The following is a 23,873-nucleotide window of genomic DNA, read 5'->3' on the forward strand; positions in this document are numbered from 1 at the left end:
TTTCCGGGGCCTTCCGCAGGGGCCGTCCGGGCCCCGGCACGGCCTAGCTCTTGATGCGGTTGGTCAGCTCGGTGACCTGGTTGTAGATCGAGCGCCGCTCGGCCATCAGCGAGCGGATCTTGCGGTCCGCGTGCATCACCGTGGTGTGGTCGCGGCCGCCGAACTGCGCACCGATCTTCGGAAGCGAGAGGTCGGTGAGCTCGCGGCAGAGGTACATGGCGATCTGGCGGGCCGTCACCAGGACCCGGCTGCGCGAGGATCCGCAGAGGTCGTCCACGCCCAGACCGAAGTACGCGGCGGTCTGCTGCATGATGACCTGCGCGGTGATCTCCGGGCCGGCGTCCTCGTCCCCGCCCGGGATGAGGTCCTTGAGGACGATGCCGGCCAGCTCCAGGTCCACCGGCGCCCGGTTGAGGTTGGCGAAGGCGGTGACCCGGATCAGGGCGCCCTCCAACTCCCTGATGTTGCGGGTGATCCGGGACGCGATGAACTCCAACACGTCGGCCGGGGCGTTCAGTTGCTCCTGGATCGCCTTCTTGCGCAGGATCGCGATCCGGGTCTCCAGCTCCGGCGGGGTGACGTCGGTGATCAGCCCCCACTCGAAGCGGTTCCGCAGCCGGTCCTCCAGCGTGGTCAGCAGCTTGGGCGGCCGGTCGGACGAGAGGACGATCTGCTTGTTGGCGTTGTGCAGGGTGTTGAAGGTGTGGAAGAACTCCTCCTGCGTGGACTCCTTGCTCGCCAGGAACTGCACGTCGTCCACGAGCAGGATGTCCATGTCCCGGTAGCGCTTGCGGAAGGTGTCCGCCTTGCCGTCCCGGATCGAGTTGATGAACTCGTTGGTGAACTCCTCCGAGGACACGTAGCGCACCCGGGTCCCCGGGAAGAGGCTGCGCGAGTAGTGCCCGATGGCGTGCAGCAGGTGGGTCTTGCCCAGCCCGGACTCGCCGTAGATGAAGAGCGGGTTGTACGCCTTGGCCGGGGCCTCGGCGACCGCCACCGCTGCGGCGTGCGCGAACCGGTTGCTCGCGCCGATCACGAAGGTGTCGAAGAGGTACTTGGGGTTCAGCCGGGCGGCCGGCTCGTCCTTGCGCGAGCCGCCGGCCGGGGGAGCGCCGGGCGGGGCGGGCACACCGGGTACCGCGGGCCGGTCGTTGGCGCGCTCGGCCGGCGCCTTCTCCACGGCGCGGCCCGCCGACGGGCGGGCGCCGGGGGAGCGGCGGCCGGCGCCGGTGCGCGGGTGCTCGCCGGGGCCGGGGCCGTAGGCGCCGCCGAAGAGGTCGCCCTGGGTGGTCGCGGGCGGTCCGGGGACCGGCCGGTGGGGGCGCGGGGCGGGCTCCGGCTCGCCGTAACCGTCGTGGTCCTCCCAGGACGGCTGCGGGGCCGGACCGCCGTAGGGCGCCGGCTGGCCCGAGCCGTACGGGGGCGCCGGGCGCTCCCCGTAACCGCCGGGACTGCCGTACGGCTCCTGCTCGTACTCGGGGTAGTCGGGCTCGGAGTAGTCGGACTGGTAGGACCGCCCGTAGCCCTGGTGGTGCTGGTGGCCGGGGGCACCGTAATCGGGGCCGCCCTCGGAGCGCGGGTAGGGCTCGGCGGCCGGCGGCTCGGCGGGTGCCGGGGCGGGGGTGGTGGGCGCGGCGTTGGCGTCGACCATCACCGCGATCCGGACCGGACGGCTGAGCTCGCGGCTGAGCGCCTCGGTCAGCTGCGGCAGCAGCCGGCCCTCCAGCACCTGCTTGGCCCGTTCGTTGGGGGTGGCCAGCAGGGCGGTGTCGTGCATCATCCACATCGGCTGGGTGCGCTGCACCCACTGCTTGTCCATCTCCCCGACGTCCGGGTCGCTGACCAGCCGCTCGACGACCCTCGCCCAGACCGGGACGAGGTCGCTGTTGACATCAGCCACTGGTGCACGCTTTCTCGGTTCCCCGCGGCTCCAGCAGGGGTGGTGGATCAAGAGACTGTGGATCGGGGGCCGTCTACGCAGAACAAACCAGACAAGTCCTGCAACGGTAGTCAGCGAACTGGGCCGGATCAAGTCGTTGTCCACAGGCTGTGGGCGACGGGCGGATCGGGCGGGCGTGAGCCGCCGCGCACGGACGGCTGGTTTGACCCTCGTGCCCCGTCCCGCGTACCGTATCGAGGTCGAGTTGTCGATGGCCGCTGCCGCATGTCCGCGGGTCCACCCGCTCCATAAGGCGCGCAGCACGGGCGCCGTGGATTGCCTCAGACCCCAGCCGAACTGGGGCGATGGGCCGGATTTCCGTAACAGGGGAGATCACGCGGACGCACGGTGACGGCCAAGCGACTCCCCGTCATCCTACGATTCACCTCAGGAGCCCCCGAGTGAGCAAGCGCACCTTCCAGCCGAACAACCGTCGTCGCGCGAAGACCCACGGCTTCCGGCTGCGTATGCGTACCCGCGCCGGCCGCGCCATCCTGGCCGCCCGCCGTGGCAAGGGCCGCGCCAGCCTGTCCGCCTGATCCGCGTCAGAGTCTGTTGTGCTGCCCTCCGAGAATCGGCTGCGGCGGCGCCAGGACTTCGCGACCGCGGTGAAACGCGGTCGCCGGGCCGGCCGGCCCCTGTTGGTCGTCCATCTCAGCAGAGACGGTGACCCCGGGGCGCAGGCCGACCGGACGAGCGACTCCCGCCCGCACGTCGCCGAGGGGACTCCTTCGGCGCGTGCGGGTTTCGTCGTGAGCAAGGCCGTCGGTCCGGCGGTCGTCCGCAACCTGGTCAAACGCCGACTGCGCCACCTCGTCCGTGATCGCCTGTCCAGGCTGCCCGCCGGTAGCCTGATAGTGGTGCGTGCGCTGCCCCAGGCCGCGTCCGCCTCGTACCAGGACCTGGAACGTGACCTGGACGCGGCGCTGAAGCGATTGCTGAAGGCGGAGCCCGCCGCTGCGGCGCCGACGGGAGCAGGGCGATGAAGTACCTGCTGATGGGTCTGATCAGGGTGTACCAGTGGACCATCAGCCCACTGCTCGGTCCGGTGTGCCGCTACTACCCCTCCTGCTCGCACTACGGCTACGAGGCCGTGCGGGTGCACGGGGCGGTCAAGGGCGGCGGCCTGACCGTCTGGCGCATCCTGCGCTGCAATCCGTGGACGCCGGGCGGGGTCGATCACGTCCCGCCGCGCAAGCACCCGGTGTGGCACCGCCGGCTGCGCGACCTGCTGAACAGCCGGTCCGCCGTCGAACAGCCGGTGACCACGCCCCCCGCCGGTCCGGACCCCGAGGGCCCGGCGACCATTGGTCCCGTGGGGCCGATCCCAATGTCCAAGGAGCCTGACCGGTGACCTTCTCCTTCCTGAATCCCCTGTACACAGCGGTGTCCTGGATCATCGTCCAGTTCCACTCGCTGTACAGCCACGTCTTCGACCCGAACGGTGGCTGGGCCTGGGGTCTCGCCATCGCCTCGATGGTGGTCGTCATCCGGATCTGCCTGATCCCGCTCTTCGTGAAGCAGATCAAGGCGACCCGGGCCATGCAGGCGATCCAGCCGAAGATGAAGGCCATCCAGGAGCGCTACAAGAACGACAAGCAGCGCCAGTCCGAAGAGATGATGAAGCTGTACAAGGAGGCGGGTACCAACCCGTTCTCCAGCTGCCTTCCCATCCTCGTCCAGGCGCCGTTCTTCACCGCCCTCTACGGCGTGCTCGCCAAGGTCGCCGACGGCAAGCCGATCGGTGTCATCGACGGCGCCACGCTGGACAGTGCCCAGCAGGCCCACATCTTCGGCGCCCCGCTCTCCGCGACCTTCGTCGGCAGCTCCGAGGTCAGCGTCAAGATCGTCGTCGCCGTGATGATCGTCCTGATGTCGCTGTCGCAGTTCATCACCCAGCGCCAGCTGATGACCAAGAACGTGGACCTCACGGTCAAGACGCCGTTCATGCAGCAGCAGAAGATGCTGATGTACGTCTTCCCGATCATGTTCGCCGTGATGGGCATCAACTTCCCCGTCGGTGTGCTGGTCTACTGGCTGACCACCAACGTCTGGTCGATGGGCCAGCAGCTGATCGTCATCCGCAACAACCCGACTCCGGGCAGCAAGGCCTGGGACGAGCGCCAGGCGCGGCTGAAGAAGGCCGGCCGGCTCAACCCGGACGGCACCGTGATCAAGGGCGCCCTCTGGGGCCTGCTGCCCCCGAAGAAGACGGCTCCCGCCTCGGCCGAGGCCGTCGTCGAGGACGCGGTGCACGTGCGCCGCCAGCAGCCGCGCAAGCAGACCAAGTCGCAGCGCCAGCACGGCGCCGGTCAGACCGCGAGTCTGACCAAGGACGCCCCGGCCGAGTCCGCCCAGGCCGTTCCTGCCGAGTCCGCCCAGGCCGTCCCCGCCGAGTCCGGCAGCAGCAAGCCCGCCGCGGCCCGACCCGCCGGCGGCAAGTCGGGCCCGGCCCGGCAGGGCGGACGGCAGCAGCCCCGGCGTGGCGGTCAGAGCGGCCAGCGCCCGAAGAAGAAGTCCTGACCCGACCGGACCCGGACCGTCCCGGCGGCCCCCGAACCTCGTTCCCGGCCCATCACCCGGGCCCATCCCCGAAGGAGTCCATCAGTGACGGAAGGCACCACCTCCGCCGTCGAGGTCGAGGCCGCTGCCAGCGCCGACGAGGGCCTCATCGCCCGTCTGGAGCAGGAAGGCGACATCGCGGCGGACTACCTGGAGGGTCTGCTCGACATCGCCGACCTCGACGGTGACATCGACATGGACGTCGAGGGTGACCGCGCCCTGGTCTCCATCGTCGGTGACGGCAACGACCGCGCGCTGCAGCGCCTGGTCGGCCAGGACGGCGAGGTGCTGGAGGCGCTGCAGGAGCTGACCCGGTTGGCTGTCCACCGGGAGACCGGTGAGCGCAGCCGCCTCATGCTGGACATTGCCGGCTTCCGGGCCCGCAAGCGTTCGGAGCTGGCCGCGCTCGGCGCCCAGGCGGCCGAGCAGGCGAAGAGCACGGGGGAGCAGGTCAAGCTGCGGCCGATGACGCCGTTCGAGCGCAAGGTCGTCCACGACGCGGTGGCCGCGGCCGGTCTGCGCAGCGAGTCGGAGGGCGAAGAGCCCCAGCGGTGCGTGGTCGTGCTGCCGGTCTGAGCCCGGAGTCGACGACGGCCGCCTCGGCGGTCGGCGGTCTTCAAGAGGACGCGACCCCGTCCGCTTCGTGCGGGCGGGGTCGCCGTCCCTTCGCCGGGTGTCACGGCCCGGCGGGAGATGTTTCACGTGAAACGGTGTGAAGAGCGGGTCGGTGGATCCGGGGAGCGGAGAGGTCGAGATGGACACGGAGAGCGCGGCTGCCGGTGAGCCGGTGACGGGCGTCGGCGGTTCGGCCGCTGAGGGCCCTGCCGGTTCCGCCCAGGCGGACCAGCCCGGTGAGGGCCAGGTCGGCGACGGCGCGGCGGCCGCGGAGCTGACCGAGGCCCCGCCGGTGGCACGGGAGGTCTTCGGCGACCGCTACGACGCCGCGGTCCGCTACACCGAGCTGCTGGCCACGGCCGGCGTCCAGCGCGGGCTGATCGGCCCCCGCGAGGTACCCCGGCTCTGGGACCGTCACGTGCTGAACTGCGCGGTGCTGGCCGAGCTGCTGCCCCCCGGCTCCACCCTGTGCGACGTCGGCTCGGGGGCCGGCCTGCCCGGCATCCCGGTCGCGCTGGCCCGCCCGGACGTCTCGGTGACGCTGCTGGAGCCGCTGCTGCGCCGGACCACCTTCCTGGAGGAGGTCGTCCGTGAGCTGGGGCTGGAGAACGTCACGGTGCTGCGCGGCCGGGCCGAGGAGATGGTCGGCAAGCTGGCCGTGGACGTGGTGACGGCCCGCGCGGTGGCGCCGATGGAACGGCTGGCCGGCTGGGGCCTGCCGCTGCTGCGTCCGCACGGTCAGATGCTGGCGCTCAAGGGTGACAGCGCCGAGCAGGAGCTGGCGGAGTCGCGGGCCGGGCTGGCCAAGCTCGGCGCAGTGGAGTGGTCGGTCATCTCGGTCGGCGAGGGCACCCTGGAGACCTCGACCCGGGTGGTCCAGGTCAAGGCCGGGGAGAGCCCGGGCGGGGTGAAGGCCGCCACCCGGCGGGCCAAGGCGGCCCGGGCGGGGCGCAGCGCCGGTGCAGCCCGGGGTGCCGAGCGCGGTCGGGGCGGACGGCGTCGCGGCCGCTGACGCGGGTGATGCTCGACACGGGCGGGTGGTCCTCCGGACCGCCCGCCCGTTGGTCGTTTCGGGGGACAACCCGGCAATCGGAGTGTCGCACCGTCAGAAATCCGACATTGCGGGCATGGTGTTTCACGTGAAACGTCGCTCCCTGCTTTCCGGAATCCTCTCTCGCAGCCGGGCGGCGACTGTTGCCGCTCCGGTTTCACGTGAAACACTGAGCCCCATGCAGGACTCGGAGACCATCGACCAGATCGATGACACGCCCATCGCGCGTGCTGCCCAGGCTGCGGTCCAGGCGATCGGCCGGGCGGGCGAGGGACTGCCCCGGCCTGCCGCGGCGAGGGTGATCGTCGTCGCCAACCAGAAGGGCGGGGTGGGCAAGACCACCACCACCGTCAACCTGGCCGCCTCGCTCGCCATGCACGGACTGCGCGTCCTGGTGATCGACCTCGACCCGCAGGGCAACGCCTCCACGGCGCTGGGCATCGACCACCACGCCGAGGTGCCGTCGATCTACGACGTCCTCGTCGAGGGCAAGCCGCTGGCCGATGTGGTGCAGCCGGTGGTGGACGTCGAGGGGCTCTTCTGCTGCCCCGCCACCATCGACCTGGCCGGTGCGGAGATCGAGCTGGTCTCGCTGGTGGCCCGCGAGAGCCGGCTCCAGCGCGCGATCGCCGCCTACGAGCAGCCGCTGGACTACATCCTGATCGACTGCCCGCCCTCCCTCGGCCTGCTGACGGTCAACGCCCTGGTGGCCGGCCAGGAGGTGCTGATCCCGATCCAGTGCGAGTACTACGCACTGGAGGGACTCGGTCAGCTGCTGCGGAACGTCGAGCTGGTCCGGGCGCACCTCAACCCCGCGCTGCACGTCTCCACCATCCTGCTCACCATGTACGACGCGCGCACCCGGCTGGCCGCCCAGGTCGCCGAGGAGGTCCGCACGCACTTCCAGCAGGAGGTGCTGCACACCGCGATCCCGCGCTCGGTCCGCATCTCGGAGGCGCCGAGCTACGGGCAGACGGTGCTGACCTACGATCCGGGTTCGACCGGTGCGCTCTCCTACCTGGAGGCCGCCAGGGAGCTGGCGATGCGCGCGGTGGGCGTCGGCGGGGCCGCCGGCTCGCTGGTGGGCCAGCAGCGCGACGGCCAGCAGAACGGCCGGCCGCAGGGCGGCGGCGAGACGGGGCAGGGCGCCCCGATGGCACAGCACGGCACGACGGAGGGCAATCGGTGAGTGGTCGCAGGGGTCTCGGACGTGGGCTCGGGGCGCTGATCCCGGCCGCCACACCGGCGGCCGGCGGGGCGGCGCAGCCCGCGACCGCCACGCCCGCGCCGGGCTCGACGGCGCCGGTCGTGACGGTGTCGCCGGTCGCGGTGCCGGTGCTGCCGACCGGACGGGGCACGGTGGCCGCCAAGGTCGCCGCGGAGAGTCTGAGGGAGCAGGCCGACCGGGCGGCGGAGTCCGCCGGGTCGGAGCTCGCCCCGGTGGACGGCGCCCGCTTCGCGGAGCTGCCGCTGGACGCGATCACGCCCAACCCGTGCCAGCCGCGCGTGGTCTTCGACGAGGACAAGCTGGCCGAGCTGGTCGCCTCCATCAAGGAGGTGGGCCTGCTCCAGCCGGTCGTGGTGCGGCAGGTCTCGGCCGAGCGCTTCGAACTCATCATGGGCGAGCGGCGCTGGCGGGCCTCCCGGGAGGCCGGTCTGGAGCGGATCCCGGCGATCGTCCGGGCCACCGAGGACGACAAACTGCTGCTGGACGCCCTGCTGGAGAACCTCCACCGGGCGGAGCTGAACCCGCTGGAGGAGGCCGCTGCCTACGACCAGCTGCTGCGGGACTTCTCCTGCACCCATGACGAGCTGGCCGACCGGATCGGCCGCTCCCGCTCACACGTCTCCAACACGCTGCGGCTGCTGAGGCTGTCGCCGGCCGTGCAGCGGCGGGTCGCCGCCGGGGTGCTCACGGCGGGTCACGCCCGTGCGCTGCTCGGCGTGCCGGACGGCGAGCGGCAGGACCAGCTGGCCCGGCGGATCATCGCCGAGGGCCTCTCGGTGCGGACCACCGAGGAGATCGTCGCGCTGATGGACCGCGAGGAGAAGCCGGCACGGGCGGCCGGGCCGAAGGCGGGCAAGTTGCTCTCCCCGGCCTTCAACGACCTGGCGAGCAGGCTCTCCGACCGCTTCGACACGCGGGTCAAGGTGGAGGTCTCCCAGCGCGGCGGCAAGCTGGGCAAGGGCAAGGTCGTGCTGGAGTTCGGCTCGGTGGAGGACCTCAACCGGATCCTGGACAGCCTGGCACCGGGCGAGGACGGGCTCCGGCTGTCGCAGGGCTGATCGGGCCGAGGGCGCTACCCGATGGGTGCATGTTCCACGTGAGCGGTGTTTCACGTGAAACATGCACCCATCGGCGTTGGGGGGAATGCTCGACTGTGGAGTGGACGAGGAGGTGCGGGGCATGGGACGCCGGATCGCTCCGCTGACACTGGACAACCTCGCGGATCTGCCGACCACCTGCCGCTCCTGCGTGTTCTGGGAGCTGGATCCGGTCAGCGGACGGGCGGCCGTGGAGTCCGGCAAGCCCCAGCTGGAGAAGGAGGGGTGGATCTCCGCGGTCCTGCTGGAGTGGGGCTCCTGCGGCCGGATCGTCTACGTGGACGACGTCCCGGCGGGCTTCGTGCTCTACGCCCCGCCCGCGTACGTGCCGCGCTCGCAGTCCTTCCCGACCAGTCCGGTCTCGCCGGACGCGGTTCAGCTGATGATCAGCCGGGTGCTGCCGGGTTACCAGCGGCAGGGGCTCGGCCGGGTGCTGGTGCAGACCGTGGCCAAGGATCTGGTGGGCCGCGGAGTGAAGGCGATCGAGGCGTTCGGCGCGGTCGGCCGGCAGCCGACGAGCTGCGTCCTCCCGGCGGAGCACCTGCTCGCGGTGGGCTTCAAGACGGTCCGGCCGCACCAGCGCTATCCGCGGCTGCGACTGGAGGCCCGGACCACGCTCTCCTGGCGCGGGGACGTGGAGGTCGCGTTGGAGCGGCTCCTCGGCGGAGGCCGCAAGGAGCCCGCGCTCCGGCCGTTCTAGGAGGGCAGACGGGTGGGTACGCGACGAGGGCGGGGCTCCCGGTGGGGAGCCCCGCCCTCGCGGCACTGAGGTCGTCCCGGTCGCAGCCGGGCCGCAACCTGGGTGAACTTGCCTAGATGAACTCGGCGAGCTCGCGCAGCAGCGCGGCCTTCGGCCGGGCACCGGTGATCGACTTCACCGGCTCGCCGCCCTTGTAGACGATCAGGGTCGGGATCGAGATGACGCCGTACTGCGCGGCGGTCGCCTGGTTGGCGTCGACGTCCAGCTTGGCGATGGTCAGCTTGTCGCCGTGCTCGGCCGCGATCTCGTCCAGGATCGGGGCGACCTGGCGGCACGGGCCGCACCAGGTGGCCCAGAAGTCGACCAGTACGGGCTTCTCGCTCTTCAGGACGTCGGTCTCGAACGTCTTGTCGGTGACGGTGGTGGTGGCGCCGGCCACGGGGACTCCTCGGGATCGAACGGAGGGGGCTGCTGCCAGGTGAACAACGGGCGGGCCCGTTCTGTTTCGGCCTGGCCGGGTGCGGGGTCGCGCGGGGTGTTTCACGTGAAACACCCCGCGGGGTGGTCGGGTGGGGTTCAGACCGCGACGGTGGCGGCCTGGGCCTCCAGGTCGGCCAGCGAGGCCAGGTAGCGCTCGGCGTCCAGCGCGGCGGCGCAGCCGGTGCCGGCGGCCGTGATGGCCTGGCGGTAGGTGTGGTCGACGACGTCGCCGGCACCGAAGACGCCCGGGATGCCGGTCCGGGTCGAGGGGGACTCGACCTTGAGGTAGCCCTCGGCGTCGAGCTCCAGCTGGCCCTTGAACAGCTCGGTCCGCGGGTCGTGGCCGATGGCGATGAACAGGCCGGTGACCGCCAGTTCGCGGGTCTCGCCGGTGGTGGTGTCGCGCAGGGTGACGCCGGTCAGCTTCGGGTCGCCGTGGATCGCCTCGACCGCGCTGTCCCACTCGAAGCGGATCTTCTCGTCGGCGAAGGCGCGCTCCTGCATCGCCTTGGAGGCGCGCAGGGTGTCCCGGCGGTGGATGATCGTGACGCTCCTGGCGAAGCGGGAGAGGAAGGTCGCCTCCTCCAGGGCGGTGTCGCCGCCGCCGACCACCGCGATGTCCTGGTCGCGGAAGAAGAAGCCGTCGCAGGTGGCGCACCAGGAGACGCCGCGCCCGGAGAGCTTGTCCTCGTTCGGCAGGTCGAGCTTGCGGTGCTGGGAGCCGGTGGTGACGATCACGGCGCGGGCCTTGTGGACGTTGCCCTCGGAGTCGGTGACGGTCTTGACGTCACCGGTGAGGTCGACGGCGACGATGTCGTCCGGGATCAGCTCGGCGCCGAAGCGCTCGGCCTGGGCCCGCATGTTGTCCATCAGCTCGGGGCCCATGATGCCGTCCCGGAAGCCGGGGAAGTTCTCCACCTCGGTGGTGTTCATCAGCGCACCGCCGGCGGTGACGGCGCCCTCGAAGACCAGCGGCTTGAGGGAGGCACGGGCGGTGTAGAGCGCAGCCGTGTAGCCGGCCGGGCCGGAACCGATGATGATCACGTTACGGACGTCGCTCACTGCATCTCCTGGTTCGCATCGCGACCCGCGCTAGTGCGGGGAGGGCGGTCCTGCTCCGCCGCCCGGGACAACGACTGACCAGTCTCCCGCATTCCCAGGCGAATCCGTACCAGGCGCCCGCAGTGTGGGAGCGGCGGGCGCCCCGGGGCTGGATCGCACGGGGCCGGTCCGCCGATCCGCCGTGGAATGCCCGTCGGGGGATTCAGGCAACGGTCCGCCCGTCCCGGTGGGCCGGCCGTGGAGGGCTCGCCGGTGGGCTCAGCGGGTCTCGACGGTGAGGTGCACCAGGACCGGCCCGCAGTCGGGGGAGCGCAGGTAGACGTCGACCCGATCGGACCGGCCGGGCACCGCGTACACCAGCAGCTCGGCGGGGGCGCCGGCGTAGCTGCCCCGGTCGCCGGCGAGCAGCGGGGCGTCGGCGGGTGCCGGGCAGGCCGTGGAGCTCTGGCCGCCGGCGATGCCGGGTTGCGCGTCGGCGGGCGGTGCACCGCCGGTCACGGCAGGGGAGGACCCCGGCTTGACCGGGCCGTCGGTGGTCGGGCCGGTGCCGGCGAGCAGGTGCCGAACCTGGTCCGCCAGCCGGTCGTCCCGGTAGACGGTGCCGCCGCCGGTCTGCTCGGCCTTGGGGCTCTGGGCGGGCCTGGCGCTCGCGGCGGGGCTCGGCACGGTGCCGGCCGCGGGGGCACCGGCCGAGACCGCGGCGGTGTCCGAGGCGGTCCGGCCGGGCATGGAGAGCAGCAGCGAGCCGCCGAGGCCGGCCCCGATCAGGACGGCGGCCGCGCCGAGCAGCAGGCCGAGCCGGCGCCGCCGTGGCCGGGCGCGGCCCGGTCCGGTGGCCGCCGACGGGCCGGACGGTCGTCCGGGCGGGCGCCCGGGCGCGGCGGGGGGCGCCGAGGAGGGGTCAGGAACGGGCCGGGACGGGACGGCCGGGGCAGCACCCGCCCGAGGGCCCACGACGGCCTTCCAGGCGGTCTGCGGGGCCGCGGCGGGCCCGTCGGTGACATCGGCGGCACCGGCGGCGCGACGCTCGGCCGCATCGTGCCCGGCCGTGCCCTGCGCGACCGCGTCGCGTTCGGCCACCGCCGCCGCGAGGGCGGCGTCCAGCCGGGCGGCCACGTCGGCGGGCAGGTCCGGCGGTTCGACGGCGCCGAGCAGCGCCCGGACCTCGCCGAAGGCCTCGGCCGTCCCGCGGCACTCGGCGCAGCCGTCCAGGTGCCGGCGGAGCGCCGCGGCGTCGGCGGCGGACTCGACCAGCCCCTCGGCCAGATCGGCCAGCTCGTCGACGGAGGGGTGCGCCGCGGTGGGCTCGGGGGAGGAGAGGGGGGCCGTCATCGCGTGCTCGCATCTCCTTCCAGAACCGGCCGGGTGGTGTCCGGGCCCGTCCTTCTGACGGTACGGGCGCCGGTCGGGTTCCCCGGCGGGGCGGTTCCGCCCCGGGGCGCGGGGGCGGAGGTGCCGGCCCCCCGCTCGGTTTCACGTGAAACAGCGCCCGCCGCCGGTGCAGCGCCGCCCGCGCGGACGCCGTCCTCGCGGAGGTGGCGGACCAGCGGCAGCAGCCGGGCACGGCCCCGGGCGCAGCGGCTCTTCACCGTCCCCACGGGTACGCCCAGCACCTCGGCGGCCTCCGCGACCGGGTAGCCCTGCATGTCGACCAGGACCAGGGCGGCCCGCTGCTCGGCCGGCAGCTCGGCCAGGGCCGCCGCCAGCTCCCGGTGCACCTCGGCCCGGACCACCGGGGAGTCGGCCGGCTCGGCGGAGCCCACCAGGGCGTCCAGCCGCTGCGGGTCGTCGTCCAGCGGGTTGGTGCGGCGGGTGGCGGTGCGCCGGGCGCGGTCCAGACAGGCGTTGACCACGATCCGGTGCAGCCAGGTGGTGACGGCCGAGCGGCCCTGGAACGTGTGGGCGTTGCGGAACGCCGAGACCAGGGCGTCCTGGAGGGCGTCGGCGGCCTCCTCGCGGTCGCCGAGGGTGCGCAGCGCGACCGCCCAGAGCCGGTCCCGGTGGCGGTTCACCAGCAGGCCGAAGGCGTCCCGGTCGCCGGCGACGTGCCGGGCGAGCAGCGCCGCGTCGTCGTCCGCCCGGTCCGCGCCGTCCGTCACTGCCACCCCTCGTGGTGCCGTCGTTGTCCTCGCCCGGCCGCCGGTCAGCCGAAGACCCTGACCTCGGCGACCTGGGCGCGGAACTTGCCGTCCGTATCCTTCGGCAGGCTGGTGAGCCAGATCAAGAGGTAGCGCGTGGTGACCGGGCTCTCCAGGGTGAACTCGGCGCTGGTACCGCTCCTCTTCCCGGCCACGGTGAAGGCCTCGGGCTGGGCCGCGGCGGGGTTCGCGGCGGCCTGGGCGCCCGGGATCCGGAGTTCGGCGGTGGTGTTCCCGAGGAACTGGACGTTCACCGTGCTGACCGACTGCTGGGAGCCGAGGTCGACCAGCAGCCCGGTGCCCTCCTTGAGCGGCGGCTTGGTGCCGAACTGGTCGTTGTAGCCCTTGGTCGTCCAGGTCGTGCCGGGGTCGCCGTCGAAGGACTTCGGGAGCAGGTACGTGGACTCCGGGGAGTCGCCCAGCGGGTTGTACGACTGGGCGTCCTTGACCTGGATCGGTACCGGGGTGTGGGTCGCCGCGTGCACGGTCGGCGCGGCGCTGGACGGCGCAGGGGTGGTGGCGGTGACGGTCGGCCCGGGGTGGCGCAGGCTGTCGACCAGCTGCCAGGAGGCGACGCCGATCGCGCCGAGGGCGACCGTCCAGGCCGTCACCTTGACCGCGCGGCGCAGCCGCCGGCGGGTGCGCCGGGTCGGGGCGAGCCGGTTGGGGGCCGGGGCGGTGCCGGGGGCGGCGACCACCCGGGTCGGGTTGGGCGCGGTGGGCAGTGCGTGGGTGTTGTGCCGCGGCGGGGCGCTGAAGACGGGCAGCTCGGGCTCGGGCTGCCGGATGCGCGGCATCAGCGCGATCGCCTTGGCCAGCTCCTCCGGGGTGCGGATCGGCTGGGCGTGGTGCGGGGGGCGGTCGAAGAGGGCGCGCGCGGCCAGCTCGGACAGGCCCTTGTGGACGCCGGCCCGGACCTGGTCCGGCGGCACGGCGTGGAGGTTCCGGGGCAGGCCCTGGAGGTCGTAGCGGTCCTCCGGGTACGGCCAGCGGTGGGTGAGCGCGGCGAACAGCAGGGCGCCGATCGCCCGGGTGTCGGTCCGCTCGGCGTCCTCGGCGCCGCCGTCGGCGGGCAGTCCGCGCAGAGCGGCGTCCACCGCGATGCCGTTGATCCGGTACTGCCCGCTGTCGGTGCGCAGCACGCAGCGCGGGGTGAGCCGCAGATGGGCCTGCCCGCGCCGGTGGGCGGCGGCGACGGCGTCGGTGACCTGGCGGACCATCTGGTACGCCTCGTGCGGCTCCATCGGGCCGTCGGCGAGCAGCTTGGCGAGGTCGGAGGCGTGCGGCAGCCACTCCCGCACGACGTAGACCAGCTCGCCCTCCTGCACGGCGTCCAGCACCTGGACGAAGCGCGGGTCGCCGAGCAGCGCGGCGGACTTGGCGGCGGCCAGCACCCGGCGGGCCCGCTGGTGGCCGGAGGCCATCAGGTGGACGCCGACGGCGCGGCGCAGCTTCTCGTCGACCGCCCGCCAGCTGCTGAAGGTCTCGGTCTGGGAGATGCACTCCTCCAGCCGGTACCGGTTGCCGATCTTGTCCCCGCTGTGGCGCAGCGGGGCCGGCAGGGTCTTCGGCAGGGTGCCGGTGTCGCGCGGGTCGTGCGTGGGCTGCGGGTCCTGCGGCGGGCGGGCCGGGCGCGCGGCCGTGCCCTGGGCCGCTGCCGCGGCCGCCTTCGCCCCGCCGGCGGCGAGCTCGGCGCGGATCTCGGCGGCGGAGAGCGGCGCAGTGATCTCGGAGGTCTCCTCCGAGGAGGGTGCGGGAGAGGGCTCGTCGTCCGGTGCGGTCCCGCTGCGCGCGGCCTCGGGGGACTGCTGGGCCGTCTCGCCGGCGAGCTCGTCGATCGCCGCGGCCAGTGCGGCCTCGTCCGCCGCCCCGTCAGCTGCTGACGTGTCGACGACCGCCTTGGTGCCATCAGCCACCGTGGTCCTGCCTCCCCTTGTGTCGCCCCGGCCTGAGAGAGTCGCTGGAGCGGACGGGCCGAGGCTCGGCGCTCCAGGACAATTGTGCCCACTCTTCCCCACCGGGTACGACCGCTGGAAGGGGCGGTCGGTTGCGTGATGGTGGAGAGATGTGGTGCAGATCCGACACTGGGCCGCCATCTCCGGCCCGGGAGGACCCGGGGTGCGGAGGGCGGCCCAGTCTTGACGTGTGCCCTCGCCCGACGGGGCGGAAGGCTCCGGCCCCCGGTTGACGCCCGGTCATGGCGTCCGCCGGGGGGCCGGCCGGTACGGCGGATCAGCGGCCGAGTCGGCCGCGGACCATGCCCAGCATGGCGTTCAACTCCTCGATCCGCAGCTTCTTCGCGACGAGCACGAAGACCGCCAGCTGGAGGCCGCCCGCCGCCACGAGGGTGAGCAGGCTGCCCAACCAGCCGCCGATGACCTGCTGGACCGCCAGGCTGACGCCCACGCCGACCACCGCGGCCGGGACACTGGCGAGGGCCAGCCGGGTGTAGGTCCTGCCGATCCGCTTGGTGTCCAGACCGCCGATCTTCTTCTTCAGCTTGGGCACCGCGACCGTCACTCCGACGGCGTAGGCGAGGCCGTAACCGAACGCCATGCCCGTCACGACCCACTCGGCGGGCAGGGTGAGCCAGCAGATCAGCGAGAAGGCGGCCTGACAGGCCGCCACCCAGACGGTGTTCGAGAACGGCGTCCGGGTGTCCTCGTAGGCGTAGAAGCCGCGCAGCATCACGTACTGGGCCGAGTACGGGATGAGGCCCAGCGCGAAGGCGGAGAGCATCAGGCCGACGTTGGTGGCGTCGTTCAGGACGCTCTCGCCGCCGCCCACGGCGTAGATCGAGCGGCCGATCGCCGGACCGAGCGAGAGGAACAGGAAGGCGGCCGGGACGACCGCCACGGCGGTGGTGCGCAGCCCGTACGAGAGGTCGTCGCGCACCGCGCCGGCGTCCTCGTCGGCCGCGGCCCGGGAGAGCCGCGGCAGCACGGCGCTCATCAGCGAGACGACGATGACGGCCTGCGGCAGCTGCCAGATCAGCAGCGCGTTGGAGAAGGCGGCCAGGCCGACGCCGTCGTGGCCCGAGTCGTGGGCGGCGATGCCGGCCGAGGTGGCCAGTTGGGTGATGACCAGGTAGCCGGCCTGGTTGGCGAGGACGAAGAAGAACGTCCACTTGGCCAGCCGGGCGGCCTTGCCGAGGCCGTGGCCGCGCCAGTCGAACCGCGGCCGGTAGTGGAAGCCGGCCGCCCGCAGGTACGGGACCATCGCCAGCGCCTGGACGGCGAGGCCCACCAGGGTGCCGATGCCGAGCAGCCGGACACCCTCGGGGGTGATCGTCTCCGGGGTGACGCCGGGGTTGCCGAAGGATCCGAAGACCCAGATGTAGGCGCCGAAGGTGAAGATCACCACGATGTTGTTGAGGACCGGGGTCCACATCATCGCGCCGAAGCGGCCCCGGGCGTTGAGGATCTGGCCCATCACCACGTGGATGCCCATGAAGAAGATGGTCGGCAGGCAGTACCGGGCCAGGGCGACCGTGGTGTCGGCGCTCGCCTGGTCCTTCATCAGCGGATGGGCGATCAGCTGGACCAGCAGCGGGGCGCCCAGCACGGCCACGAAGGTGACGCCGGCCAGGCCGACCATCACCAGGGTGAGCAGCCGGTTGGCGTAGGCGGTTCCGCCGTCGGCGTCGTTCTTCATGCTGCGGACCAGCTGCGGCACGAAGACGGCGTTCAGGGCGCCGCCGCCGATCAGGATGTAGAGCAGGGTCGGCAGGGTGTTGGCGGCGTTGTACGAGTCGCCCATCACGCCGATGCCGATCGCGGTGGCGATCACCATGGTGCGCAGGAAGCCGGTGCCGCGGGAGACCAGGGTGCCGGCCGCCATGATGGCGCTGGAGTTGAGGAGGCTGGCGACCTTGCCGCCGCCGCCCGCCGGGGGCGCCTTCGGCGCGTGCTCCTCGGCGGCCAGCTCGTCCAGCGGCTCCACCGCGGGCGGCAGCTGCACCGCGGCCACCTGCATGGTGGCCTCCTCCTCGGAGAGCGGCGGATCGAACTCGATCGGGGGCACGAACGGGCGCTGCCCGTCCGGGCCCTGCGGGCCGTTCCGGTGGCCGCCGCCGTGGCCGTGGCCGCCCGCACCGCCCTGGTACCCCGCGGCCGGCGGGAACGGCGCGGCCGGGGCGAACGCGGCCGGTGCGGCGGGCGGCTGGGGCGCGCCGGACTGCAGCGGCTGCTGGGCCGGCGGCCGGGCCGGAGCCTCGGCGACCGGACCGGCGGGGGCGGCCTGCGCTCCGCCGAAGAGCGCGTCCACGCCCACGTACTCGGTGGTCTCGGAGTCCCAGGCGGAGTGCGCCGGGCCGGGCTGCCACTGCTGCTGCTCCTCGCGCGGCCCGCCCCACTGGCCGCCGACCGGCGCCGGCCGTTCCCAGCCGGCCCGGTCCCCCTGCCAGGCCTCGGCCGGCGCCTCCGGCTGCTGCTGCACCGGGGTGTCCCAACCGGGCTGGACCGGCGGCACCGGTGGGGAGAACGGGGAGGCCGGCGGCACCGGCGTCGGGTAGTCGCCGCCCTGCGGGGGCAGCTGCGGCGGCACGTCGTACGCGGCGGCCGGCTGCTGCGTCGCGGCGGGCCGGTCGGCCCGCAGGCCGTACGGATCCTGGCCGTAGGGATCCTGGCCATCCTGCGGGGCCTGGTACGCCTCGGCGGCGTACGGGTCCTGGGCGTAGGTGTCGGCCACGTACCAGTCGCCGGACGGCGACTCGGCGCCCGGCCGGCCCTCACCGCGGCCCGGTGGCCGCTCCTCGCTGCGCCCGGTCATGTCACCTCTTCGCTGTCGTGGGGGAGGCCGACCCGGCGTCGGGCGGGTGTCGGCGGTATCAAGGACCAACCTTCTCATCACTGGCGGCCCGATCCCGGCCATCGGCGCCGCTGCCGCGCGGTGTCCGCGCAGCTCCGCCGCGTTCCGGGCGCCCGTCGGCGGACGCTCCGCCGTCCTCCTCGGGCTCGTCGCCGTCCGCCGGGGCGTCCGTACGGCCCCCGGCCGGGGCGTCGGCGAGGGGGGTGTCCAGGGGCGCGTCGCCCTCGTCGTCGTTGGCCACCCGGCGCTTGCGCTGCCGGAAGAAGCGCAGCGCCGCCAGCAGGAGCAGCAGCAGGGCTCCGCCGAAGACGTAGAGCACGCCGTTGGTCACCGAGGTGACCTCGACCTGGAATGTCTGCGGCTCGCCGTACAGTTCCGGGTTCGGGCCGGTGGTCATGAGCTGGGCGGTCACCGTGACCGGCCCGTTGTTGTGCGCCTGCGCCGGGAACCGCAGGGTGGCGCTCTGCGCGGCGGGGAGCACCAGCTCCTCGGACGGGCCGATCTGGAGCCGGTTGGCCTGGGTCGGGGTCACCACCAGCTTGAGGTTGGTGACCGCCTGGGTGAGGTCGTTGCGGACGCTGACCTGCAGGACACCGGTGTCCCCGGCCAGGGTGATGACGTTCTTGTGCGGCACGTACACCGCGTTGGTCAGCTCGTCGAGGTAGTCGGACACGCCGGTGCGGTAGACCGACCCCGCGGGTGCCCGGGTCCGCCACTCGGTCGACATCGAGCGGACCATCGCCGCACTGAACGGACCGCGCACCCGCTGCGGCAGGGTGAGCACCCGCATCAGCGTCTCCAGCCGGTGCTGGATGTCGATGGTCTTGCTCAGGTCGACGGCCGGCAGCTCCGAGGAGCGAACCCGGGCGGGGTAGTCGACGGCGCGCGGCACGGCGGTGTTGGCCTTCGGGTCGGCCGGCCCCTGGGTGAGCACGTCCAGCTTGACCGGCTCCGCCCACTTGCCGGCCTCCGCCGCCTGGACGGCGGTCGCCAGCACCTTGGCCGTGTTGACCGTCAGCTCGCGCGGCGGCATCACCAGCAGGCCGCGCGGGTTCTGCGGCTCCTGCCGGGAGATCACGAAGGTCTCGGCGAGGAAGCGCTGCACCGCCAGGGTCTGCGCCTGCGGCGTGTCGAGGTCCGCCTGGAAGAGCGCGGAGACCTCCTCGTCGGCCACCACCGCGGTCTGCCCGTCGCCGATCGGCCGCACCGCGGTCGGGGTGTACTTGAGGGCGTCCGGCTCCGGCAGGCTCGCGCCGTTCACCAGGACGGTGCCGCTGCCGGTGCGGTGCGCCAGCGCCGCGATCTGCTGGTCCAGGTACCCCTGGTAGGGCCAGGCGACGTCCGATCGGGTGTCGACCGACAGCCGGAACTCGACGGTTAGCCGGCCCGCCACGGCCGCCTTGTCGAGGGCGGTGTCCACGCCCGCCAGCTCGGCCGCGTTGTGCGCGATCGAGGCCAGGTCGGGGTCCGCGTACGGCAGTGCGACCACCTGGCTGCCCTGCTTGGCCACCGCGGCCCGGAGCTTGTTCAGCCAGGCCGTGGCGGCGGCGGAGCCGTTGTGGAGGACGGTGTTCTCCTCCTTGGCCGCCTGCTTGGGCCTGCTGTTCTTCTTGCCGTTCCTGTCGCCCTTCTCGGTGCCCGGCTTCTGCACCCGGTACGGCTTGGTCATCGCGAAGGCGGTGTCCAGCAGGTCCGGATCGATCACCCAGGTCAGGCCGGACAGCGACGAACCCGTCTCGACCAGCTCGTAGAGCCGGCCGCCCGGTGCGAACTCCGCGGCCAGGCTGTCGTCGCGCAGCACCGGGACGGTCTGGTCGTTGTCGGACATGGTCTGCGCGACCAGGACCGGAGCGTGCACCAGCGGCCAGAGCGTGGTGACCTTCGACGGCTGCGCCTCGGTCGGCGTCGGGTCGTAGGGCAGGAAGGTGCGGGCGATGCCCAGCGCGCGGTCGTGCTGGTTGTCCGCGGTCGAACCCCAGGCGTCCACCGCCAGCTCGTACACGCCCTCGGTGGACAGCCCGAGGTCGTTCACGGCGACGCTCAGGGTGTACGGCTGGCTCTGGCCCGGGGCCAGCTCGTTCAGCGCGTACTGCGGGCTGTCCAGCTCGATGCCGTCCTGGTTGACCGGGGTGGTCCGGGAGGCGACGCCGGCCAGCTCGCTGCGCGTGGTGAGCGGCTTGCCCGACCACGGCTTGCGGACCGCCGCGTGGGCGCCCTTGAGCACCGACTTGCCGGCGTTGGTGATGTGCCCGCTGATCGTCACGGTGCCGTTGGGGACGGCCACCGGCTTGTTGACCGACTCGATGGTCATCACCACCGGGGCCTCGGCCGAGGCCCCGGACTCGGAGGCCGGGCGCGGGCCCCCGGCGGGCGTCGCGGCGGCCGGGAGGGCGGGCAGCAGCGCCAGCGCGGCGCCCAGTACGGCCGCCACCCGTCGCACGGTGCGCTTCCCGGAGCGGCTCCGCCCACGATCTCGTCCGGTGGACGCTTCGCGAAACGCGCACTTCTCGTCGGCTCGCTCGCTACGCTCGCTCACGCGCTCCGCCCTCGCCGTTCTCGATCGCTCGCTGCTGATGCTGCTGTGCTGCTGTGATGCCGCGGAAGCCCTGCGGGCCTAACCTGCCGGCCGTGGGGATCAGCGGTGAAGAAAGTGCGGCCGCCCGCGATCCGGGAGGCCGTTCCGGCGCGCGGCACCGCAGGCCCCCGTCGGTGCCCGTGACCCGCTCCACCGGCATGGTAACGATGCAGCCAAGGGTGCAGTGTTGCGGGCTTGGGGTGAGCGCCGCAAAACGCGCGGGCAGCGGAGCCTTCGGGACACGTACCCTTGTGAGCCGTGTCCACTGCCAATGAGCCCACCGCCCACGAGTCCGGCGTCCATCATTCCAGCACTGCCACCCAGGTCGTACCAGGCCTGAGCGAGGCGCAGACGCTGGGCCTGCAGGAGCTGCTGCGGGTCTCCCCGGTCGCCGACGAGATCGCCCGCCGATTCCAGGCGGCCGGGCACCGGCTCGCGCTGGTCGGCGGCTCGGTCCGGGACGCCCTGCTGGGCCGGCTCGGCAACGACCTCGACTTCACCACCGACGCCCGCCCGCACCAGGTCCTGAAACTGGTCAAGGGCTGGGCGGACGCCGTCTGGGACGTCGGCATCGCCTTCGGCACGGTGGGTGCCCGCAAGGACACCCCTCAGGGCTCCTTCCTGATCGAGATCACCACGTACCGCTCGGAGGCGTACGACCGCACCTCGCGCAAGCCCGAGGTGACCTACGGCGACACCATCGAGCAGGACCTCGTCCGCCGGGACTTCACCGTCAACGCGATGGCCGTCGACCTGCCCGGTCGCGGCTTCGTCGACCCGCACCGCGGCCTGGAGGACCTGGAGGCCCGGGTGCTGCGGACCCCCGCCACCCCCGAGGAGTCGTTCTCCGACGACCCGCTGCGGATGATGCGGGCCGCCCGCTTCGCCGCCCAGCTGGACTTCGACCCGGCCCCCGAGGTCGTCGCCGCGATGACCGCGATGGCCGACCGGATCGCGATCGTCTCCGCCGAGCGGGTCCAGGCCGAGCTGAACAAGCTGCTCCTGGCCACGCACCCGGTCAAGGGCCTGCGCCTGCTCGTCGACACCGGCCTGGCCGGCCACGTGCTGCCCGAGCTGCCGGCCCTGCGGCTGGAGCGCGACGAGCACCACCGGCACAAGGACGTCTACGAGCACTCGCTCACCGTCCTGGAGCAGGCGATCGACCTGGAGCAGGACGGCCCCGACCTCACGCTGCGGCTGGCCGCGCTGCTGCACGACATCGGCAAGCCGCGCACCCGTCGATTCGAGTCGGACGGCCGGGTCTCGTTCCACCACCACGAGGTGGTCGGCGCCAAGATGACCCGCAAGCGGATGCGCGAGCTGAAGTACTCGAAGGAGCTGACCGAGGACGTCTCGCGCCTGGTGGAGCTGCACCTGCGCTTCCACGGCTACGGCGGCGGGGAGTGGACCGACTCGGCGGTGCGCCGCTACGTCACCGACGCCGGGCCGCTGCTGGAGCGCCTGCACAAGCTGACCCGCTCCGACTGCACCACCCGGAACAAGAAGAAGGCCGCGACGCTCTCCCGGACGTACGACGGCCTGGAGAAGCGGATCGAGGAGCTGAGGGCCCAGGAGGAGCTGGACGCCGTGCGCCCGGCGCTGGACGGGAACCAGATCATGGAACTGCTGGAGCTGAAGCCGGGCCCGCAGGTCGGCAAGGCGTACAAGCACATGCTGGAGCTGCGCCTGGAACACGGTCCGATGGAGCACGACGAGGCCGTCGCCGCGCTCCGCGCCTGGTGGGCCGGACAGCAGGGCTGACCCGGCAGGTCCCACCGGCAGTGCCCCGGACACCGGAGGCCCGGAACACGGAGGGGTGGCCCCGGAGACCCCCCGGGGCCACCCCTCCGTCGTACCGCCCGCCGGGCGTCCGCGGTCAGCCGTTGAGCGCCTTCAGGCAGAGTACGTAGCTCAGCGCCTCGGACGAGGACGTCCGGGTGTAGCTGCTGTCCGACTCGGGCACGTTGTCGCAGCCCTTGTCGTCGCTGGTGGCCAGCAGCTTGCGGAGCACCTTGTACTGGGCCCGGGAGTCGCTGCAGGAGAGCATGGTGATCCGCGGGTTGGGGTCGTGCGTGGCGCTGGTGCCGTTCTCGTTGCGCAGGCAGTCGCCGGTCCTGGCACGGTCGATGTCACCGGGCACCGTGGAGGCCGCGGCCGGGGCGGACGGCTTGGCCGCGCCCGGGGTGGTGATCTCGGGTATCGGCGGCATCGAGAACGACGGCATGGGCGGGATGGTCACAGCGGTCGGCGAGGGCAGCGAGATCGGGCGGTACGGCCGGTTGTCGTGGTCGGTCGAGCCGAGCAGGGCGCCGGTGGTCACCAGGATGATCAACGAGGTGATCGAGAGGACCGGCAGCAGCAGCATCAGCATGTGCGGCCGCTTGGTCAGCGGGACGCCCGGGTCGAGCTGCGGGCCGTGGGTGCCCGGTACCGGCGGCGGCAGGTCCTTGATCTTGTTGTGGGCCGCGAGGTTCCGCAGCAGGGTGATCGGCGTGATGATCGAGGACGCGTAGCCCCACCAGCCCTGGACCAGGGTGCGGGCCGACATGTCGCGGACCACCGCGGTGCCGCAGGTGCGGCAGAACGGTCCGGGCTGCTTCAGGAACCGCATCACGATGATGATGCCCTGGTGCCCGCGGACGCTGGTGTCCACGGCGGGGAAGCCGCCGCAGAAGCGGCAGACCGGGCCGCCGTGCGGGGCCTGCTGCGCGTACCCGGCCTGCGGCGGCACGCCGTAACCGGGCGCGGCCTGCTGCGGCGCGGCCGGGTAGCCGTAGCCGGGAGCCGGGGCGGGCGCCGCCCCGCCGTACGGGTTGCCGGAGGCGTAGGGGTTGCTGCTGTCGGCGGGCGGCGGCGCGCCGTACGGCATCTGGGGAGGTGGGACGGACAAAGGGTTCCCCCGTGAAAGGCTTGGACTGGCGTAGGGTCAGGACTTCTTGACCGGTGGTACGCCGCTGGTCAGCGGGCCGAGGCAGAGCACGTAGCGCTTCTTGTTCCAGCGGCGGCCGCTCTTGCCGGAGACCGTGCTGGTGGTGCCGGCGGTCTGCTTGCAGCGGTTGGTGTCGGTGGTGCCGGTGTGCTTGGCCAGCACCTTGTAGTTCGCCTTGCTGTCGGTGCACTTGACGATCTCGACGTCGCGCGAGCCGCTCGCCTTGACGCAGTCGCCGACCGAGGCGCTGCTGACGCTCGGCCCGGTGACGAAGTAGCCGACGATCAGCACGATGCCGCCGACCACGGCCACGCCGCCCTTGAGCTTGGCCTTGGTACTGCCCTTCTTCGCCGGCACCGGAGCCGGCACCGGAGCCTGCGGCAGCGGAGCGATCGGCGGCTGGCCGTACGGGGGCTGCTGGCCGTACGCGGGCTGGCCGCCGGGCGGCGGTCCGTACGGGGGCTGCTGGCCGTACGGGGGCGCGGGCGGGCTCGGCTGGGCCGGCGCACCCGGGTAGCCGTAGGCCGGCGGCTGGCCGTAGCCGGCCGCGACCGGCTGCGGCGCGCCGTAGGGCGGAGGCTGGGCACCGTAGGGCTGGGGGGCCTGGGGTGCGCCCGGCGGGCCCTGCGGGTACCCGTACTGGGGCGGCGGCGGGCCGTAAGGGCTGGGCGGTGTGCTCATCAGATTC

20 protein-coding genes are annotated in these 23,873 nt (G+C 73.0%); 10 read left to right on the top strand and 10 right to left on the bottom strand.

Annotation, left to right across the window (positions count from 1 at the left end):
- Positions 1-43 precede the first annotated feature (43 nt).
- Entirely contained in the window at positions 44-1,900 is a 1,857-nt protein-coding gene (dnaA, locus tag ACF9IK_RS17645; protein WP_395295153.1) for a chromosomal replication initiator protein DnaA, read from the bottom strand.
- 440 nt (positions 1,901-2,340) lie between these two features.
- Here dnaA and rpmH point away from each other — a divergent pair, with 440 nt between their 5' ends.
- From rpmH to ACF9IK_RS17690, 9 genes are all read left to right on the top strand, one after another.
- Positions 2,341-2,478, top strand: coding sequence for a 50S ribosomal protein L34 (gene rpmH, locus ACF9IK_RS17650; RefSeq protein WP_030059672.1), 138 nt, complete (start codon positions 2,341-2,343; stop codon positions 2,476-2,478).
- An 18-nt stretch (positions 2,479-2,496) separates the two neighbouring features.
- On the top strand, positions 2,497-2,925 hold the full coding sequence (gene rnpA / locus ACF9IK_RS17655) for a ribonuclease P protein component (RefSeq protein WP_238860479.1): 429 nt from the start codon (positions 2,497-2,499) through the stop codon (positions 2,923-2,925).
- On the top strand, positions 2,922-3,293 hold the full coding sequence (gene yidD, locus ACF9IK_RS17660) for a membrane protein insertion efficiency factor YidD (RefSeq protein WP_395295154.1): 372 nt from the start codon (positions 2,922-2,924) through the stop codon (positions 3,291-3,293). Before rnpA ends, yidD begins: the two co-directional genes overlap by 4 nt.
- Entirely contained in the window at positions 3,290-4,462 is a 1,173-nt protein-coding gene (gene yidC, locus ACF9IK_RS17665) for a membrane protein insertase YidC (RefSeq protein WP_395295155.1), read from the top strand. Before yidD ends, yidC begins: the two co-directional genes overlap by 4 nt.
- An 84-nt stretch (positions 4,463-4,546) precedes the next feature.
- Positions 4,547-5,077 (top strand): protein jag, encoded by a 531-nt coding sequence (locus ACF9IK_RS17670; protein WP_395295156.1) that lies wholly within the window; start codon positions 4,547-4,549, stop codon positions 5,075-5,077.
- Between the two features lie 178 nt (positions 5,078-5,255).
- A complete protein-coding gene (gene rsmG / locus ACF9IK_RS17675) occupies positions 5,256-6,128 on the top strand; it encodes a 16S rRNA (guanine(527)-N(7))-methyltransferase RsmG (protein ID WP_395295157.1) in 873 nt (290 codons plus the stop codon).
- 217 nt (positions 6,129-6,345) lie between these two features.
- Positions 6,346-7,356 (top strand): ParA family protein, encoded by a 1,011-nt coding sequence (locus tag ACF9IK_RS17680; RefSeq protein ID WP_395295158.1) that lies wholly within the window; start codon positions 6,346-6,348, stop codon positions 7,354-7,356.
- Entirely contained in the window at positions 7,353-8,453 is a 1,101-nt protein-coding gene (locus tag ACF9IK_RS17685) for a ParB/RepB/Spo0J family partition protein (protein WP_395295159.1), read from the top strand. The genes ACF9IK_RS17680 and ACF9IK_RS17685 overlap by 4 nt, the downstream gene beginning before the upstream one ends.
- Before the next feature lie 121 nt (positions 8,454-8,574).
- Positions 8,575-9,192 (top strand): GNAT family N-acetyltransferase, encoded by a 618-nt coding sequence (locus tag ACF9IK_RS17690; RefSeq protein WP_395295160.1) that lies wholly within the window; start codon positions 8,575-8,577, stop codon positions 9,190-9,192.
- Between the two features lie 112 nt (positions 9,193-9,304).
- Here ACF9IK_RS17690 and trxA read toward each other — a convergent pair whose 3' ends face one another.
- The 7 genes from trxA to ACF9IK_RS17725 form a co-directional block, all read right to left on the bottom strand.
- Entirely contained in the window at positions 9,305-9,631 is a 327-nt protein-coding gene (gene trxA, locus ACF9IK_RS17695; protein WP_238860462.1) for a thioredoxin, read from the bottom strand.
- Between the two features lie 137 nt (positions 9,632-9,768).
- Positions 9,769-10,734, bottom strand: a complete 966-nt coding sequence (gene trxB, locus ACF9IK_RS17700) for a thioredoxin-disulfide reductase (protein WP_395295161.1) — start codon at positions 10,732-10,734, stop codon at positions 9,769-9,771.
- Between the two features lie 258 nt (positions 10,735-10,992).
- Positions 10,993-12,066: a zf-HC2 domain-containing protein gene (locus tag ACF9IK_RS17705; protein ID WP_395295162.1), complete on the bottom strand. Its 1,074-nt coding sequence runs from the start codon at positions 12,064-12,066 to the stop codon at positions 10,993-10,995.
- Positions 12,063-12,833, bottom strand: coding sequence for an RNA polymerase sigma factor SigM (gene sigM / locus ACF9IK_RS17710; RefSeq protein WP_395295163.1), 771 nt, complete (start codon positions 12,831-12,833; stop codon positions 12,063-12,065). The genes ACF9IK_RS17705 and sigM overlap by 4 nt, the downstream gene beginning before the upstream one ends.
- 44 nt (positions 12,834-12,877) lie before the next feature.
- A complete protein-coding gene (locus ACF9IK_RS17715) occupies positions 12,878-14,788 on the bottom strand; it encodes a protein kinase family protein (protein WP_395295164.1) in 1,911 nt (636 codons plus the stop codon).
- A gap of 316 nt (positions 14,789-15,104) precedes the next feature.
- Positions 15,105-17,642: a murein biosynthesis integral membrane protein MurJ gene (gene murJ, locus ACF9IK_RS17720; protein ID WP_395295165.1), complete on the bottom strand. Its 2,538-nt coding sequence runs from the start codon at positions 17,640-17,642 to the stop codon at positions 15,105-15,107.
- 58 nt (positions 17,643-17,700) lie between these two features.
- Positions 17,701-20,112: a DUF6049 family protein gene (locus tag ACF9IK_RS17725; protein WP_395295166.1), complete on the bottom strand. Its 2,412-nt coding sequence runs from the start codon at positions 20,110-20,112 to the stop codon at positions 17,701-17,703.
- A gap of 480 nt (positions 20,113-20,592) precedes the next feature.
- Here ACF9IK_RS17725 and ACF9IK_RS17730 point away from each other — a divergent pair, with 480 nt between their 5' ends.
- Positions 20,593-22,017 carry a CCA tRNA nucleotidyltransferase gene (locus ACF9IK_RS17730; protein ID WP_395298606.1) on the top strand — a complete coding sequence of 475 codons (1,425 nt, stop codon included), beginning with the start codon at positions 20,593-20,595 and terminating at the stop codon, positions 22,015-22,017.
- 115 nt (positions 22,018-22,132) lie between these two features.
- Here the strand turns inward: ACF9IK_RS17730 and ACF9IK_RS17735 are convergent, their stop codons facing one another.
- Positions 22,133-23,125 (bottom strand): LppU/SCO3897 family protein, encoded by a 993-nt coding sequence (locus ACF9IK_RS17735; protein ID WP_395295167.1) that lies wholly within the window; start codon positions 23,123-23,125, stop codon positions 22,133-22,135.
- A gap of 57 nt (positions 23,126-23,182) precedes the next feature.
- On the bottom strand, positions 23,183-23,866 hold the full coding sequence (locus ACF9IK_RS17740) for an LppU/SCO3897 family protein (protein ID WP_395295168.1): 684 nt from the start codon (positions 23,864-23,866) through the stop codon (positions 23,183-23,185).
- Between the last annotated feature and the right edge of the window lie 7 nt (positions 23,867-23,873).

This window comes from Kitasatospora hibisci (assembly GCF_043950205.1).
Lineage (GTDB): Bacteria > Actinomycetota > Actinomycetes > Streptomycetales > Streptomycetaceae > Kitasatospora > Kitasatospora hibisci.